This window comes from Anaerovibrio lipolyticus (assembly GCF_021531495.1).
Lineage (GTDB): Bacteria > Bacillota > Negativicutes > Selenomonadales > Selenomonadaceae > Anaerovibrio.
Map to the genome: position 1 here is coordinate 33,992 of NZ_JADYTY010000003.1, position 17,193 is coordinate 51,184.

Sequence of the window (17,193 nt, forward strand, 5' to 3'; positions counted from 1 at the left end):
ATTCTATGTGGAGGTTTTAACGTGACTGACATCAAGAAAATAGATGTGCTTTGGGATGATAATCCCGTTGATATAACTGCAGAGGCGAATTTTATTTGGAGTATTGCCAATAAGCTGCGTGGCACGTATATGCCGGATAAGTATGGTGATGTTATTATTCCTATGACGATTATCCGCCGTTTTGAGTGCGCTTTGGCAAAGACTAAGGCTGCTGTTGTAGCAAAATACAATGAGAACCCTAATTACCCTGCTAAGGCTATGTATAGGCTTTCCGGCTATCAGTTCTATAATATCAGCGAGTTTACTCTGCAGGAGTTGTGCAACGATGCCGACCACATTGCGGAAAACTTCAAGGCATACATTCAGGGTTTTTCCGATAATATTAAGGATATTTTGAATAACCTCGATATGGAAACCCATATCAAGAAGATGGATGAAGGCGGTTGCCTGTTCAATACGGTCAAAGCCTTCTCTGAACTGGATTTGTCCGTTGAGAGCTTTGACAGCATTAAGATGGGGTATATCTTCGAGAATCTTATCGGCAGATTCTTCCAGAACGTAGATGCCGGTCAGTTTTACACCGGTCGTGATATTGTTAAGCTGGGCGTATCTTTGCTTGTTTCCGAAGGCTGCGACGATATTTTTGATGACCACAAGCTGATTACCATTTGTGACCAGGCAGCAGGAACTGGCGGTATGCTGAGTACGGCGTACAGTTATTTTAAGCATTATAATCCTACTGCCGATGTTAAGCTGTTCGGCGTGGAGTTTATGGGTGTTTCTTGGGCTGTGGGCATGGCGGAAATGCTGATTAAAGGCCAAGATGCAACTAATTTTGTACATGCGGATTCCTTTAAGGAGGATCCTTCTGCTGATACCAAGATGCGCTTCGTGCTGATGAACCCGCCTTTTGGTACTCCCTGGAGCGGTAAGGACGCAAAGGCAGGACAGGAAGAAGCTGTAAACAAGGAATACGCCAAGGAAAACAGTCGTTGGGGTGCAGGTTTGCCCGGCGGTGGTGATTCGCAGATGCTGTTTTTACAGTCCGCCATTGCGAAGCTGGATGAAAAGGTTGGCCGTGCTGCGATTATCGAAAACGGCTCACCGCTTTTTACCGGCGGCACAGCATCCGGTGAAAGCCAGATTCGCCGCTGGATTTTGGAGAACGATTTGCTGGAAGCTATCATTGCTATGCCGACGGATTTGTTTTACAACACCGGCATTGCCAGCTACTGGTGGATTATATCCAAAAACAAACGCCCGGAGCGCAAGGGTTATGTGCAGCTTATAGATGCGACGAATATTTACCACAAGCTGCGTAAGCCTGTGGGCAACAAGAAAAACGAGTTCTCTCCCGAGGACAGAGCGCAGATTGCCAAGCTGTATACTGATTTTGACAAGGCTGACAGCGAATACAGCAAGATTTTTAAGAACGAAGATTTTATGTACCGTGAGTATGCTGTTATGCAGCCTTTGCAGCGGAGCTATTCCATTACGGAAGCAAGCATTGAGCGTATGCTGCAGAAGGGGGCGCTGAAAGGCTTATGGGATGAAGCTAAGGTTGCAGAATACGAGGAAAAAGGCAATGCTTTGAGTGGTAAAGACCAGAACAAGCTGCAGGCTTTTTATGCTACGAAGCCTGTTTATGATGCTATTATGGCGAAGCTGCAGGAGCATATTGCTGATAAAAAATGGCTTTCGCCTAAAGCATTTACACCGGTGCTGCAAGCTGTTCTTGGCGATTTGGCTGATAAAAAACTCTTTGAGAAAATCATGGACGGACTTTCCGTTATGGATAAGACTGCGGAAATCCAGCGGGATAAAAAAGGCAACATTATTTACGACAAGGAAACCAAGGATACAGAGCTTGTGAAATACACCGAGGATATTGAAACCTATATGGCGCGAGAGGTGTTGCCGCATATTCCTGATGCCAAGTGGTTCTGGGAAGAGAATTTGACGAAGAAGAAGCCTGTAATTAAAACCGGTGCGGAAATCCCCTTCACCCGCTACTTCTATAAATACCAGGCACCTAGGCCCAGTGCAGAGCTTCTGGCGGAGTTTTTGGCAATCGACAAGGCTGTGAATGAGCGTGTTGCTCGCCTGATGAAATGAGGTGATGAGAATGCGCGAAATGAAGGATAGCGGGATTGAGTGGATTGGGGAGATTCCGAAGGATTGGGAAATCATAAAAGGTAAGTATGTTTTGGAATACTTACAAAAACCAGTTAAAGATGACGATGGTGTAATTACTTGTTTTAGAGATGGCGAAGTTACTCTTAGATCAAATCGTAGAGAAGATGGTTTTACGTTGTCTGATAAGGAAATAGGTTATCAAGGTATTGATGTAGGAGATTTAGTAGTTCATGGTATGGATGGATTTGCGGGTGCTATAGGAATTTCTGATTCTCGTGGAAAAGCGTCTCCTGTTTTAAATGTACTTAATTCAAAATACAATAAGCGATATTTGATGTATTATTTGCGTTCTATGGCGTTTAGCAATGTTTTTGTTGCATTAGCTTCTGGTATTAGAGTACGGTCTTGTGATTTGCGTTGGAACAAATTAGCAGAGTTACCTTATCCAACGACTAGTTATGATGAACAAACGGAAATAGTAAGCTACCTCGACACTCAATGCTCCGAAATCGACGCGACCTCTGAAGATATCCAAAAGGAAATTTCTCTTTTGGAGGAGTATAAGAAATCTGTTATTACCGAAGCGGTTACCAAAGGGCTGAATCCTGATGTGGAAATGAAGGACAGCGGTATTAAATGGCTTCCTAAGATTCCTATGCATTGGAAGGTAATTCCGTCGAAGTATTTGTTTGCTAATTCTGATATTAGGCGTCAGACTGGCGATGAACAATTAACTGCAAGCCAAAAATATGGCATTATAACACAAAAGGATTATACAGCTAAAGAAAATGCTCAGATAGTTTTAGCTACACAAGGATTAGAAAAATGGAAACACGTTGAACCAAATGATTTCATCATAAGTTTGCGTAGTTTTCAGGGTGGTTTGGAAATGAGTGAGATTACGGGCTGTATTACTTGGCATTATGTTGTATTGAAAGCTCAGAAAGAAGTGTGCCATAAGTATTATAAGTGGTTGTTTAAGTCTGCTAGATATATTAATGCATTACAAGGAACATGTAATTTTATTCGCGATGGTCAGGATTTGCGCTTTTCAAATTTTGCTTTAGTACCATTATTTGAATTACCTTTAGCAGAACAACAGCAAATTGCAGACTTCCTCGATTCCAAATGCTCCGAAATCGACTCTCTTATCGCTGACAAAAAGCGCCAGCTCGATATCCTTGCCGACTACAAAAAGTCCCTCATCTACGAATACGTTACCGGCAAGAAGGAGGTTCCTGTAAATGAATAACATCCTTTCAGAAAAAGAATATCAGCGTTATATCATCGACCAGCTTGTAAAGCCGGAATGTGGGTACGCAGAAGCTCCAGGAGCGGAGTTCGACCGCCTTTTTGCGATGAACCGTAAGGCATTGTTTACTTTCCTTGATGATACCCAGCCGGAAAAAATGGAGGCTTTGCGCAAAATCTATAAGGAAAAAGCTGAAGATACCATTATTGCCTTTATCAACCAGCAGGAAACGAGGGCGAACGGCAGTCGTCTTGATGTGCTTAAGCATGGCGTAGAGCTGGCCAACATTCATCTGGATTTGATGTATACGAAGCCTGCAACGACCTTCAACAAGGAGCTTAACGCTTTGTATCATAAGAACATCTTTACCGTCTCCGAAGAGGTTTGGGCAAGCAATGATGAACGCATTGACCTGGTAATCTTTCTCAATGGCCTTGCAATCATCACCTTCGAGTTGAAATGTAATGCCGCAGGACAGTCCTATCAGGATGCCATCTATCAGTATCGTATGGAGCGCAATCCTAAAGACCGCCTCTTTTTGTGGAAGGCCGGTTCCTTGGTAAACTTCGCTATGGATTTGGAACAGGTTTATATGTGTACCAAGCTCAGCGGCAGCAGTACCTTCTTCCTGCCCTTCAATATGGGATGTGGTGAAGGTATTCAGGTCGGTGCCGGCAACCCTGTTTTGGAAGATGAATACAGCGTTCATTATATGTGGGACGATATCCTGCAAAAGGACAGCCTGCTGGAAATCCTTGGCAAGTTCATGTTTATCGAGGTCAGCGAAAAAGAAGATGCCAACGGCAAGGTGAAGAAGAATGAAACAGTTATCTTCCCTCGCTATCATCAGCTTGATGTGCTGCGCAAGGTGCTTGCCGATGTTAAGGAGCATGGCAGCAGCCTGAACTATCTTCTGCAGCACAGTGCAGGCTCCGGCAAAACGAACGAGATTGCTTGGCTTGCACATCGTCTGGCGTCTTTGCATAGTGCAGACAACAAGATTATCTTTGACAATATCATCATCTGTACCGACCGCGTAGTAGTCGACAGACAGCTTCAGCAGGCGGTACTTGGTATTGAGCACAAGGAAGGCCTTATCCGCGTGATGGACGACCAGTGCAACTCTACTGACCTTGCCAATGCGCTTGGCGGTAACACCAAGATTATTGCAACGACGATTCAGAAGTTCCCCTATATCGTGGATAGCGTCAAAGGCTTGAAGAATAAGCACTTTGCGGTAATCATTGACGAAGCCCATTCTTCTACCTCCGGCAAGAACATGGCGGCGATTACCAAGTCGCTTGGCTCCGGTAAAGTGGAAACCGATGTTGATGTTGAAGATATTATTACCGATGAAATCCAGCGCAACGGCAAGCAGCCTAATGTGTCGATGTTCGCCTTTACCGCTACGCCGAAACCGACTACTCTGCAGCTTTTCGGCAGGGTAAATGAGCAGGGACAGTATGAAGCCTTTCATATTTACTCCATGAAGCAGGCTATCGAAGAAGGCTTTATTCTTGATGTACTGCAGAACTATATCACTTACGATACCTTCTTCCGTATCAACAAAGAGATTGAAGATGATCCGGAAATGAAAACGAATGATGCCAAGCGCCAGATTGCCCGCTTCGTGCAGCTGCATGAAACAAATATCTCGCAACGCATTGAGGTTATCATCGAGCATTTTCGCCAGAACGTCATGCAGGAGCTTAACGGTCAGGCTAAGGCTATGGTCATTACGGAATCGCGTGCCGGTGCAGTAAAATATCGACAGGCCTTTGAGGATTATATCAATCGCAAAGGTTATACCGGGCTGAAAGCACTGGTTGCCTTTTCTGGCAAGGTTACCATTGACGGCAAGGAATATACCGAAGTAGGCATGAACGGTATTGCTGAAAAGAACCTGCCTAAAGAGTTTGATAAGGACGAATATCAGGTACTGCTGGTAGCAGATAAATATCAGACCGGCTTTGACCAGAAGAAGCTGTGTGCTATGTACGTGCTCAAAAAGCTGCGTGGCGTAAATGCAGTGCAGACTTTATCCCGACTGAACCGTATCTGTCCGCCCTTTGACAAGAAAACTTTTGTCCTGGACTTTGCTAATGATTATGCGGATATTGAGAAGGCTTTCAGCAAATACTACACTGTGACTTTGCTGTCCAATAGCATTAACCCGCGTTCTATTTATGATATCAGCGCGAAAATCGACGGCTATTTCTTCCTTGATCCCGGCGATGTAGAGGACTTCAATACGCTTCTGTACAAAGAAAAGGTTACCGCTGCGGACAAAAAGAAAATGACTTTTTTCCTGCAGAAAGCCAAAAACGTCATCGAAAAGAATAATGACGAGCAGACGCAGAAGGAAATCCATATGGCAATCCGCCATTTCATCCGCTGTTATGAGTTCTTGGTGCAGGCAACCTGCTTCGAGGACTTGGATATTCATAAGAAATATAAGTTCTTGTCTTACTTGCAGACGTATCTGAAAGTAAGACATTCAGGTGGCGGTTTTGACCTGACCGGCAAAATCAAGGCAGATAACTTTGTGCAGAAAAAGAGCGGAGAGTTTGCAAATGTTAAGCATAAAGCTGATCCGATTGTTCATCTGCCAACCGCTGAATCTCTTAACCTTACTCCTGCAAAGATTGAACGTCTGTCACAGATTATTGCAGAAATCAACAGCAGAACAGGCAAAAACTACGACAATGACGTTGCAGTCAAGGCAATGTTGCAGATTAAGGATATCATGATGAAATCTGAAAAGCTGCGAGCAAGTGCTCAAAATAACACTGAAAGAGACTTTGAGTTTGCTTATTTCGATAATATTGACGATGCCTTAGTGGAAGGTTTAGAGCAGAATCAGGACTTCTTCAGCCTGCTTTTGGATAATGATGAGATTAAGCGTCGGGTGTTGGGGATTTTTGCCAGTGATGTATATAATGAGCTTAAGAGCAAGAAAAACGTGATTTATCCTAAGTTTAAGCAAAAAACTATAGAACTTAATGTAGCGGAAGAAGTTGATACTTATAGTAGTAAAGGAGAAGAAAAGTGATGGCTAAAACAGAAATTATGTTGATTCTAAAAAAATAAAAATTTTTTTAGAATCAAGCAGGAAAATGTGACATGGATGGCGAATAGGTATCTTGATAAAAGTTTTGCAGGGGATTTAGGCAATTAACAAGAGCCTCTGCAAGGGGAATTGTTTTTTCAAGAGGGGGATTTTTCAATGGCAAAGAAGTATGTAATGGCATTAGACGCAGGTACAACCTCCAACAGAGCAATAATCTTTGATGAGAACTCCAAAATCGTAGGGGTAGCGCAGAAGGAGTTCACTCAGCATTTTCCACAGCCTGGCTGGGTAGAGCATGATGCAGATGAGATCTGGAGCACCATGTGCGAAGTAATGAAGGGTGCTTTGGAGCAGAGTGGTCTGGAGGCTAGCGACATCGCAGCTATTGGTATTACCAACCAGCGTGAAACCGCTGTTGTTTGGGATAAGAATACCGGCCGTCCTGTATATAATGCAATTGTATGGCAGTCCCGTCAGACTGCGGACATTGCCAATGATCTGAAGGCCAAGGGCTTGACTGAGGAATTTAAGCAGAAAACCGGCTTAACCATTGATGCTTATTTCTCTGGCACCAAGATTACTTGGATTCTGAAAAATGTAGAGGGAACTCGGGCTCGTGCTGAGGCTGGCGATTTGATTTTTGGTACTATTGATACCTGGCTGATCTGGAAGCTGACTGGTGGCAAGGCTCATGTAACTGATTATTCCAATGCTTCCCGTACCTTGATGTACAACATCAAGGAGTTGAAGTGGGATGATGCTCTCCTGGGCTACCTGGATGTACCAAAGTCCATGCTGCCAGAGGTTCGTCCATCCTCCAGCGTATATGGCTATACCACTCCATCTATTCTGGGTGCATCCATTCCAGTTGCTGGTGCTGCAGGTGACCAGCAGGCTGCCCTCTTTGGTCAGAACTGCTTCAAGCCAGGCGAGGCTAAGAACACCTATGGTACTGGCTGCTTCATGCTGATGAATACCGGTACTGATATCTATGATTCCAAGAATGGTCTGGTAACTACTATTGCTTGGGGCTTGGATGGCAAGGTTGAGTATGCTCTTGAGGGTTCCATCTTCGTAGCTGGCTCTGCTATTCAGTGGCTCCGTGATGGCGCTCGCATGGTAGATTCCGCTCCTGATTCCGAGTGGGTTGCTAAGAAGGTTCGTGACACCGGCGGTGTATATCTGGTTCCTGCCTTTGTAGGTCTGGGTGCTCCATATTGGGATTCCAATGCCCGTGGTATGATTATCGGTATTACCCGTGGTACTACCAAGGCTCATATCGTTCGTGCAACTCTGGAGTCTCTGGCATATCAGACTAAGGATGTTCTGGGTGCTATGGAAGCTGATTCCGGCATTAAGCTGGCTGCCCTGAAGGTAGACGGCGGCGCTGTTGCCAACAACCTGATGATGCAGTTCCAGGCTGATATTCTGGGCGTACCTGTAGACCGTCCTCAGATTATCGAGACTACTGCTCTGGGTGCTGCTTATCTGGCAGGCTTGGCTGTAGGCGTATGGACCAGCAAGGAAGAGCTGAAGACCGCTTGGAAGCTGGATGTACGCTTTGAGCCTGTAATGGCAGAGGCAGAGGCAGCCAAGCTCTACAAGGGCTGGAGAAAGGCTGTTAAGCATGCTATGCATTGGCTGGATGATGAGGAGTAATCTGGCAAGCTGATAAGCTGACAAAATCTGATATTCAACATCCTCACTTGTATTTTTGCAGGTGGGGGTGTTTTGGATTTACAACCATGAATGATGTTCAAATATAGGGAGGTTATTATTGTGAAAAAGATTATTAATGCTGTAGAGAATGTAGAAGAAGAAATGATTCTCGGTCTGGTAAAGTCTGCACCAGATAAGCTCCGCAAGCTGGACTGCGGCAACGTAGTTGTGCGTGTACCAAAGAAGGAAGGCAAGGTTGCTTTGGTTAGCGGCGGCGGCAGCGGTCATGAGCCAGCTCATGGCGGTTATGTAGGTGAGGGTATGCTGGATGCAGCAGTAGCAGGTGCAGTATTTACCTCCCCAACTCCTGATCAGATTTATGAGGCTATTAAGGCTGTAGCTACTGATGCAGGTGTACTGTGTATCGTTAAGAACTACACCGGTGATATTATGAACTTTGAAATGGCTGTTGATATGGCCAAGGATGAGGATATCAAGGCTGATTATGTGATTGTGAACGATGATGTGGCAGTAAAGGATTCCCTGTACACCACTGGACGTCGTGGCGTGGCTGGTACTGTGCTGGTGCACAAGATAGCAGGTGCTTTGGCTGAAACTGGTGCAAGTCTGGAGGAAGTAAAGGCTGTAGCTGAAAAGGTTATTGCCAATGTCCGCACTATGGGTATGGCTATTACTGCCTGCACTATGCCAGCAGCTGGCAAGCCAGGCTTTGAGCTGGGCGAGGATGAGATGGAAATCGGTATCGGTATTCATGGTGAGCCAGGTACCAGCCGTGAGCCACTGAGATCTGCAAATTCCATTGCTCAGGAATTGTTAGACAGAATTGTGGAAGATATAGACTATACAGGCAAGGAAGTTGCTGTTATAATTAACGGTATGGGCGGTACTCCATTAATGGAGCTTTATATCGTGAACAATTTTGTAGCAGATTTCCTGGCAGAAAAAGGTATCAAGGTATATCATACCATGGTAGGCAATTATATGACCTCCATTGAAATGGCAGGCTTCTCTATTACTCTGCTCCGTCTGGATGATGAGCTGAAGAAGCTGTATGATGCCAAGGCTGATACTCCTGCCTTGAAAAAGTAATTTCAAGAGGTGTATGACGAATGATTAACAGTGCAAAGACAATAGAGATTTTGAAGGCTATGGCTGACAGAATCGAAGCAGAAAAGGACTATCTCACAGAGTTGGATAATGAGATTGCAGATGGTGACCACGGTGTTAACATGGCCAAGGGCTTTAATGCCGTTGTTCCTAAGATTTCCACCATGGTAGGCAAGGACATTGGTTCTTTGCTGAAAACCACAGGCATGACCTTGGTATCCACTGTGGGAGGATCTGCAGGTCCTCTCTATGGTACAGCTTTTATGAAGGCTGGTGCAGCTCTCCGGGATAAGATGGAGATTGATGGTAAGGATTTGGTAGTTGCCTTGGAGGCAGCTATTGGCGGTATTCAGATGCGTGGTAAAGCTACCGTAGGCGAAAAAACCATGTTGGATGCTATTTGTCCTGCCTATGATGCTATCAAGGCGGCTGTAGAGGCTGGGGATGATATTAAGACTGCTCTAACCAAGGGAGTGGATGCGGCCAGAGATGGTGTAGAATATACCAAAACTATCAAGGCTACCAAGGGCAGAGCCAGCTATATCGGCGACCGTAGTATTGGTCATCAGGATCCTGGTGCTACTTCTTCCCTGTATCTAATGGAGGCAATGCTGGAGCAGCTTTGATAGATGTTGCTTTGGCGTAACGGCTAAAAATGTACAAGCACAATGAAGCAGGAAAGCGATTGGGCTTCTTTGAGGAAGGCTTTGCCTGCTTCGTTAGTTTGTAGGGAATTTGAAAACCATAGAAGGGGATATTCATCATGGTAGGTATTGTTGTAGTTTCCCATAGCCAGAAATTGGCAGAGGGTGCTGTGGAGCTGGCAAAATTAATGGCAGGAGATGCCAATATTGTAGCAGCTGGTGGCTTGGATGATGGACAGGCTGGTACCAGCTTTGAAAAGATTATGTCAGCAGTGGAAGAGGTTCATGAGGAGGATGGTGTAGCTGTGCTGATGGATATGGGCAGCGCAGTTATGACCACAGAAATGGTGATTGAAGCCTTGGGTTATGATGATGTAGTCATGCTGGATGGGCCTGTAGTTGAGGGTGCTATTGTGGCAGCTTTGGAGTCATCTATGGGGACACCTTTGCGGGATATGCAGGCCAAGGTAGATGAAGCTAGAGAAACACGAAAATTAGATTTAACAAAATAAAATGGTGAGGAAAATCTCATTGCCAGCAGGTAATGAGATTTTTTATTGTGTCTTTTGTTTTGAGTATGATATAATCATAAAGATATGGGGAGTGATTACTTGCGAGGATATTTGTGTTTATTAATGGCATCCTTCCTGTGGGGCACAACATTTGTGGCTCAGATGGTGGGCATGGATGATATTGGCCCCTTTACTTATGGTATGGGGCGATATGCTGTAGGTTTTTTTGTAGTTTTGGCAATTTGGCGAGCCTTGGCTGGTCAGAGAAAAAAAGCACAGCAGCTGGGCCGATGGAAGTCTGGCTGGAAATATGGCATCGGTGCAGGCTGTATTATGTTTGTAGGTTCTGCCTTGCAGCAGATAGCCCTGCTTTACACTACTGTAGGGAAGACAAGCTTCATTACCTGCTTGTATATTATATTGGTGCCCCTTTTTGCCAAGCTGATTGGCAAAAAAATAAGGCCGGAAAACTGGCTGGGAGCTGTTGTAGCCTTAACAGGACTTTATTGTCTAAGTATCAAAGGAGAATTTAATCTGAACTTTGGTGATGTATTGGCGTTTGTAGGAGCCTTTTTTTGGTCCTTCCATATACTGTTTATAGATAGATATGCTTCCAGAGCTGATGGAGTGGAGATTTCCGCTTCTCAGATAGGTATATGTGCTATATTGAATACCATAGCCTGCCTTTGGTTTGAAAGCTTCACCTGGCAGCAGCTGGTGAATGCAGCTATTCCTATTTTATACGCAGCAGTATTGTCCTCTGGTGTGGCCTTTACCTTGCAGATTATAGGCCAGCAGACAGCGGAGCCGGCTCCCGCAGCGGTGATTATGAGTCTGGAATCCGTATTTGGCGTGCTAGGAGGCTGGCTGGTGCTGGGGGAAATCATGAATAGCACAGAAATATTGGGGTGTTGCTTGATGTTGGCAGGTATGCTGGTGACACAGGCAGGGTTGCTTCTAAAGAAAACAAGGCGGCCTATAGGCTGATAGTATAGATTATAGGGTTAGAGTGGATTTGTGGAAATATGAAAATAGAGGAGGCACAAGCATGATTGATGTGCAGGATGATATTAAAGGAGCAGTAATTACCATTAAGATTGTAGGCATTGGCGGCGGCGGTAATAATGTACTGCGGAGACTGGCTGCCAGTGGCTTTAACAAAAGCCAGCTGTTGGCAATTAATACTGATGTGCGACAGTTAAAGACTTTGGATGCAGAGGGGATTCCTTGTCTGCTGATAGGTGGCGCCTTGACTAAAGGCAGAGGTACTGGCGGTAATGTAGAAAAGGCTCAGAATGCAGCTATTAGCGAAAAGGACGAGATTGCCAAGGCTATTGCCGGGGCAGATTTGGTTTTCCTGACTGCTGGTATGGGCAAGGGCGTAGGTACTGGTGCTGCACCTGTAGTGGCTAAGATTGCTCATGATATGAATATTCTTACTGTAGGCATGGTGACTCTGCCATTTTCCCATGAGGGTGAGCGTAAGATGAACACTGCCAAGGACGGCGTGGATTTGCTGCGTCAGAATATGGATGCCCTGGTAGTGGTAAATAATGATAATATTGAAAAGCTGCCGGAATTCCGTCGGATTACTGTAGGAGAAACCTTCTCCACTGTAGATGAGGTGCTCCGTCAGTCCATTGGCAGTATTGTAGAAATGATTGAAACCACTGGTTTTATTAATGTGGATTTTGCCGATGCCAAGACTATTCTCACTCAGGGCAATACCAGCGAGGCTATTCTGGGCACCAGTGTAGGCAGGACTGCTCTGGAGGCTGTCCAGAATGCCATTAACAGCCCATTGATTGAGCTTTCTATTCATGGTGCTCGTGGTGTTATTGTTAATATTACCGGTAGTGAGGATTTGACCTTGGATTCTGTTCGGGAGGCCAATGACTATATTCTGGAGAATATTCACCCAGAGAGCAATAATATCTGCGGTTTGGTAGTGGATGAAGCTATGGGGGATAAGGTACGAGCTACCATTATTGCTACGGATTTTGATCCTCAGATGCTGTCTGATTACCGCAATGGTATTAAGCCTATTTCCTTCGGCCAGCCTGCTGCTGCCAAGGAGATTCCAAGCCTTTATGATGAAAAGAAGCCTGCTAATGACAATGGACTTTTTGGTGCTGGGGAGAAACAGGTTGAGGCAAAGCAGGAGAATAACATCAATACTGTAGATGTACCTGCCTTTATGCAGAAGAAGCCAAAGCCATTGATTTTTGGCAAAACAGATAGAGATTAATTTTTTACTTCGTAAAATATGCATCCCAGGCTTTCGCCCTGTAGAGATGGCAATAAAGGAGGTGCATATATGTTAGATCAGTTTTCCCGCAGTCGGATTTTGTTAGGCACAGAGGCTATGGACAAGCTGGCGGCCAGTCGAGTTATTATCTTTGGCGTAGGGGGAGTAGGTTCCTATGTGGCCGAGGGCTTGGTTCGCTGTGGTGTTGGACATTTTATTCTGGTGGACAACGATGATGTGAGCCTTACCAATGTAAATCGCCAGATTCATGCCACTACTAAAACTATAGGACAGCCCAAAACTACTGTGATGGCAGAGCGTATGAGGGAAATCAATCCACAGGTGGAAATCCGGGAGATTAAGGATTTTTATCTGCCTGATAATAAGGAAATGTTCTTCAAGGAAGAATACGGTCAGATTGATTATATTGTAGATGCCATAGATACGGTAAAAAGCAAAATAGATTTGGCGGTAGAGGCTCAAGAGAGGCAGATTCCTATTATTAGCAGTATGGGGGCTGCCAACAAGCTGAATCCCGCCATGCTGCAGGTATCTGATATTTACAAGACATCTGTGTGTCCTTTGGCCAGAGCTTTGCGCCAGAAGCTGAAAAAGCTGGGGGTAAAAAAGCTGAAGGTGGTATACTCTCAGGAGGAACCATTGAAGCTGTTGGAGATTGAAGGGCAGATGGAAAAGCCGGCTGGGGCTAAATATACTACCCCAGGCAGTGTGTCCTTTGTGCCCTCTGTGGCAGGCATGATTGTGGCCAGTGAGGTAGTTAAGGACCTTTGCGGCATCGTAAAAAATAGATAAAAAGTTTATGTAACAATGAGGTTACGAAAGGGACAATGTTCCTTTGCGTAGCCTCTTTTTGTTTTTGGGAGGGATGATTATATTGATAATAATTATCATGTATACAGTATTTTTATAAAAACAGCTTTTATTATTTCACTTATATGCTATAATGATATATGTGATATGCGAAAAGCGAATAATATCATGATGTATTGGGCAAGGAGGAACTAAAATGAAATTATTTAGTAAATTATCCATTCTCAGTGTTCTGCTGGTGGCTGTAATCTCTGTGATTGCAGGCTGTGGCGGAGATACTGCTGGAGATAAGAAGTTTTTAAACATTGCTACTGGTGGTACTGCTGGTACCTATTATCCAATTGGCGGTGCTATGGCAGAAATTCTCAACAACAATATTCAGGGCATGAATGCCAGCGCTCAGAGTACTGGTGCTACTGTAGCTAATATCAATATGCTTCATGATGGCTCTGTGGATCTGGCTATTGTGCAGAACGATATTACCTATTATGCAGCCAATGGCCTTGAGATGTTCAAGGATAAGAAGATTGATTCCATTAGAGGTATTGCAACTCTCTATCCAGAAACCTGTCAGATTATTACTCTGGATGCCAGCAGTATCAAGAGCGTGGCTGATTTGAAGGGCAAGCGAGTAGCTGTTGGTGCTCAGGGCTCTGGTGCTGAGGCCAATGCTCGTCAGATTTTGGAAGCCTATGGCATTACCTATGATGATATTGATGAGCAGTACCTGTCCTTCTCCGAGGCAGCCAGTGCTCTGAAGGATGGCAATGTAGATGCAGCTTTCCTGACTGCGGGTTATCCAACCGCTGCTGTACAGGATATTGCCTCTCAGAATCCAATCCGTGTTTTGCCTATAGAGGCAGACAAGGCTGATGCTCTGATTGCCAAGTATCCTTTCTATACCAAGGTAGTAATTCCTGCAGGTACCTATGCAGGCTTCAATGAGGATGTGCCAGCTATTTCCGTTATGGCTATGCTGGTATGCACCGACAAGGTTGATGATACCATGGGTTATGATATTACCAAGGCATTGTTCACCAATCTGGATCGCATCAAGGCAGCTCATTCCGTTGGTAAGCTGATTACCAAGGAGGGGGCTATGGAAGGTATGCCAATCCAGATGAATGCTGGTGCTGAAAAGTTCTTCAAGGAATAAGTGAAGGAGAGAATGGGGCTGCGGCAGAGTTCTGGGCAGCCCTGTTTTTGTTTGTTATGCATGGAAAAGGAATTCAAAAAAATTATATTATTTTTCTGATACTGGTATTAGCTATGGCAGGATTAACCTGGTGGGGCAGCCGGCCTTGGCTTTTTATTCAAGGAGAGACAGAGATGATAGCTGCAGCTCCGGCCTATCCGGGACAGGCCTTGTCCATTAGCTTTATTCATTCGGTACAGAAAACCCCGGTGGAGGAATATCTAACTGTAGATGACAGTATGTCAGAGCTGGTGCTGAACAGCACTCGTTATCACTCCTTTGGGGTGGGACTGCCCTTTATGGAAAGCGATGGGGAATTTTATCAGGATGGTGATGATTTTGTTATGGATCATATGAATCGTCATTTTGATAGCCTTAGTCTCCGCACAGGCTTGGGCACCAAGTTAACCCTGGAGTTGGATAATCAAAGCTATCCGGTATATGAAAACCATGAGCCTGGGTATAGAGTTGATATTTTTATAGCCCCTAGGGCATATGGGATTCCTTGTATTAAACATTTATTTGGGAGGTAAAGCTTATGGCTTTAGATAAAAACACTGCCAGCGATGAGGCACTGGCTCAGGACGTGCTAAAAAAGTACGATCGTGAGTCAGATACTATGGAGTATAAAGGCTTCATGGCCAAGCTGGTTTCGGCAATTGCCATTACATTTTCTATATTTCAATTGTACACAGCCTTCTTTGGGGTGCTGGATGCCCAGCTCCAGAGAGCTGTACATTTAGGCTTTGCTTTAGCCTTGTCCTATTTGCTGTATCCAACCTGCAAATCCTGGTCCAGACATAAGCTCCATCCCTTGGATGCCATATTGGCTGTGCTAGGCGCTGCTTCTCCTGCCTATATCGTTATTATGTATAGAGAGCTGGCCTTTCGAGCTGGTATTATAAATTCTGTTGATTTAGTCATTGGTGTTTTGGGTGTACTGCTGGTTATAGAGGCCACCCGTAGAGTAGTAGGACTGCCTATGGTTATTGTGGTGCTGGCCTTTTTAACCTATGCTTTTGCTGGCCCTTATATGCCTGGTGTACTAAGCCATCGAGGTTTGACTCCTAACCAGTTGATTGGCCATTTGTATTTTACTACAGAAGGTATTTTTGGTATTCCTTTGGGAGTATCTTCCACCTTTATTTTCCTGTTTATCCTCTTTGGTGCTTATCTGGAATGCACTGGTTTGGGCAAATTTTTCATTGATATTGCCAATGCCATTGCTGGCTGGGCCAGTGGCGGTCCTGCCAAGGTAGCAGTTATTTCCAGTGCCTTTATGGGTACTGTTTCTGGCTCCTCTGTAGCCAATGTAGCTGGTACTGGCTCCTTTACCATTCCTATGATGAAAAAGCTAGGGTATCGCAAAGAATTTGCTGGTGCAGTAGAGGCCGCTTCCTCTACTGGTGGTCAGCTCATGCCTCCAGTTATGGGTGCAGCAGCTTTCCTGATGGCAGAGTTCGTAGGTGTGCCATATATTGAAGTTGTTGAGGCGGCCATTATTCCTGCCGTTCTGTATTTTGCTGGTGTATGGCTGGGCGTACATTTGGAGGCCAAGCGTACCAATTTGAAGGGTATTCCTAGAGATCAGCTGCCAAAGGCTTGGGTGATTTTCAAGGAAAGAGGCCATTTGGCTATTCCTCTGATTGTTATTGTATATCTGCTGGTAACTGGTTATACCCCTATGCGGGCAGCTTTGGTGGCTATTGTTCTCTCCATTGCTGTTTCCTGCCTGCGGAAGAATACCCGCATCAGTGTTAAGGATGTGGTAAAGGGCTTGGAATCTGGTGCTAAGGGCGTACTAGGTGTAGCAATTGCCTGTGCTTCTGCCGGTATTATTATTGGTGTCGTAACCAAGACCGGTGTTGGTCTGAAGCTGGCTTCTGGCCTGCTGGCTCTCTCTGGCGGTTATTTGCTGCCAACCATGTTCTTCACCATGATTACCTCTCTGGTGCTGGGTATGGGTGTACCTACTACAGCTAACTATGTTATTACCTCCACTATTGCAGCTCCTGCTTTGCTGCAACTGGGGGTGCCAACCTTGGCTGCTCATATGTTTGTATTCTACTTCGGTATTATTGCCGATGTAACTCCGCCAGTAGCCTTGGCAGCCTATGCCGCTTCCGGTATTAGTGGCGGTAAGCCCTTAATGACCGGGGTTAATGCTTCCAAGCTGGCTATTGCAGCCTTTATCATCCCTTATGTATTTGTTATGTCTCCAGAGCTGTTGATGATTAATGCTACAGCAGGAGGTTTGCTGATGGCTGTGGTTACAGCCATTCTGGGTATGGTAGGTGTCAGCTCCTCTCTGATTGGTTATTTGGCAGACAAGAGCACCATGCTGGAGCGGGTAATGCAGTTTGTCAGCGGTATTCTCATGATTATCCCTGGTACATTGACAGATATTCCTGGCTTTATTCTGTTCCTGATTGTAGTATTCTTACAGACTCGCCGTAGGAAGCAGCAAGGATAAATTTAACTTTCTAATTACCGTGCCATTCTATTATGGTACGGTAAT

General features: G+C 45.0%; 13 protein-coding genes. All 13 read left to right on the forward strand.

Annotated features, from left to right (window positions below; translation table 11 throughout):
* The first annotated feature begins 21 nt into the window (after nucleotides 1-21).
* The 13 genes from I6E26_RS02445 to I6E26_RS02505 all read left to right on the forward strand — a co-directional run bounded on the left by I6E26_RS02445 (nucleotide 22) and on the right by I6E26_RS02505 (nucleotide 17,148).
* Nucleotides 22-2,115 (forward strand): type I restriction-modification system subunit M, encoded by a 2,094-nt coding sequence (locus I6E26_RS02445; RefSeq protein WP_235320246.1) that lies wholly within the window; start codon nucleotides 22-24, stop codon nucleotides 2,113-2,115.
* A gap of 10 nt (nucleotides 2,116-2,125) precedes the next feature.
* Nucleotides 2,126-3,388 (forward strand): hypothetical protein, encoded by a 1,263-nt coding sequence (locus I6E26_RS02450; protein ID WP_235320247.1) that lies wholly within the window; start codon nucleotides 2,126-2,128, stop codon nucleotides 3,386-3,388.
* The gene (locus I6E26_RS02455; RefSeq protein ID WP_235320248.1) at nucleotides 3,381-6,440 is read left to right on the forward strand and encodes a type I restriction endonuclease subunit R; all 3,060 of its coding nucleotides are present in this window, start codon (nucleotides 3,381-3,383) and stop codon (nucleotides 6,438-6,440) included. The genes I6E26_RS02450 and I6E26_RS02455 overlap by 8 nt, the downstream gene beginning before the upstream one ends.
* Nucleotides 6,441-6,614: 174 nt before the next feature.
* Entirely contained in the window at nucleotides 6,615-8,117 is a 1,503-nt protein-coding gene (glpK, locus tag I6E26_RS02460) for a glycerol kinase GlpK (RefSeq protein WP_235320249.1), read from the forward strand.
* Between the two features lie 120 nt (nucleotides 8,118-8,237).
* Nucleotides 8,238-9,227 carry a dihydroxyacetone kinase subunit DhaK gene (gene dhaK / locus I6E26_RS02465; RefSeq protein ID WP_235320250.1) on the forward strand — a complete coding sequence of 330 codons (990 nt, stop codon included), beginning with the start codon at nucleotides 8,238-8,240 and terminating at the stop codon, nucleotides 9,225-9,227.
* Between the two features lie 20 nt (nucleotides 9,228-9,247).
* Nucleotides 9,248-9,871 (forward strand): dihydroxyacetone kinase subunit DhaL, encoded by a 624-nt coding sequence (gene dhaL, locus I6E26_RS02470; protein ID WP_235320251.1) that lies wholly within the window; start codon nucleotides 9,248-9,250, stop codon nucleotides 9,869-9,871.
* 137 nt (nucleotides 9,872-10,008) lie between these two features.
* Nucleotides 10,009-10,401 (forward strand): dihydroxyacetone kinase phosphoryl donor subunit DhaM, encoded by a 393-nt coding sequence (gene dhaM / locus I6E26_RS02475; protein WP_235320252.1) that lies wholly within the window; start codon nucleotides 10,009-10,011, stop codon nucleotides 10,399-10,401.
* Nucleotides 10,402-10,500: 99 nt separating this feature from the next.
* Nucleotides 10,501-11,388: a DMT family transporter gene (locus I6E26_RS02480; RefSeq protein WP_235320253.1), complete on the forward strand. Its 888-nt coding sequence runs from the start codon at nucleotides 10,501-10,503 to the stop codon at nucleotides 11,386-11,388.
* Between the two features lie 61 nt (nucleotides 11,389-11,449).
* Nucleotides 11,450-12,649 carry a cell division protein FtsZ gene (locus I6E26_RS02485; protein WP_235320254.1) on the forward strand — a complete coding sequence of 400 codons (1,200 nt, stop codon included), beginning with the start codon at nucleotides 11,450-11,452 and terminating at the stop codon, nucleotides 12,647-12,649.
* A 69-nt stretch (nucleotides 12,650-12,718) separates the two neighbouring features.
* Complete coding sequence (locus I6E26_RS02490) at nucleotides 12,719-13,462, forward strand: tRNA threonylcarbamoyladenosine dehydratase (RefSeq protein ID WP_235320255.1); 744 nt, start codon at nucleotides 12,719-12,721, stop codon at nucleotides 13,460-13,462.
* Nucleotides 13,463-13,676: 214 nt separating this feature from the next.
* Nucleotides 13,677-14,636 carry a TAXI family TRAP transporter solute-binding subunit gene (locus I6E26_RS02495; protein ID WP_235320256.1) on the forward strand — a complete coding sequence of 320 codons (960 nt, stop codon included), beginning with the start codon at nucleotides 13,677-13,679 and terminating at the stop codon, nucleotides 14,634-14,636.
* Nucleotides 14,637-14,809: 173 nt separating this feature from the next.
* Nucleotides 14,810-15,208 carry a DUF1850 domain-containing protein gene (locus I6E26_RS02500; RefSeq protein WP_235320257.1) on the forward strand — a complete coding sequence of 133 codons (399 nt, stop codon included), beginning with the start codon at nucleotides 14,810-14,812 and terminating at the stop codon, nucleotides 15,206-15,208.
* Nucleotides 15,209-15,213: 5 nt separating this feature from the next.
* Complete coding sequence (locus tag I6E26_RS02505; RefSeq protein ID WP_235320258.1) at nucleotides 15,214-17,148, forward strand: TRAP transporter permease; 1,935 nt, start codon at nucleotides 15,214-15,216, stop codon at nucleotides 17,146-17,148.
* The last annotated feature ends 45 nt before the right edge of the window (nucleotides 17,149-17,193 follow it).

Bases quoted from the DNA above. Each gene is read 5' to 3' on its own strand.
- I6E26_RS02450 (WP_235320247.1), top strand. From the start codon at position 2,126: ATGCGCGAAATGAAGGATAGCGGGATTGAGTGGATTGGGGAGATTCCG.
- I6E26_RS02455 (WP_235320248.1), top strand. From the start codon at position 3,381: ATGAATAACATCCTTTCAGAAAAAGAATATCAGCGTTATATCATCGAC.
- glpK (WP_235320249.1), top strand. From the start codon at position 6,615: ATGGCAAAGAAGTATGTAATGGCATTAGACGCAGGTACAACCTCCAAC.
- dhaL (WP_235320251.1), top strand. From the start codon at position 9,248: ATGATTAACAGTGCAAAGACAATAGAGATTTTGAAGGCTATGGCTGAC.
- dhaM (WP_235320252.1), top strand. From the start codon at position 10,009: ATGGTAGGTATTGTTGTAGTTTCCCATAGCCAGAAATTGGCAGAGGGT.
- I6E26_RS02485 (WP_235320254.1), top strand. From the start codon at position 11,450: ATGATTGATGTGCAGGATGATATTAAAGGAGCAGTAATTACCATTAAG.
- I6E26_RS02490 (WP_235320255.1), top strand. From the start codon at position 12,719: ATGTTAGATCAGTTTTCCCGCAGTCGGATTTTGTTAGGCACAGAGGCT.
- I6E26_RS02495 (WP_235320256.1), top strand. From the start codon at position 13,677: ATGAAATTATTTAGTAAATTATCCATTCTCAGTGTTCTGCTGGTGGCT.
- I6E26_RS02500 (WP_235320257.1), top strand. From the start codon at position 14,810: ATGATAGCTGCAGCTCCGGCCTATCCGGGACAGGCCTTGTCCATTAGC.
- I6E26_RS02505 (WP_235320258.1), top strand. From the start codon at position 15,214: ATGGCTTTAGATAAAAACACTGCCAGCGATGAGGCACTGGCTCAGGAC.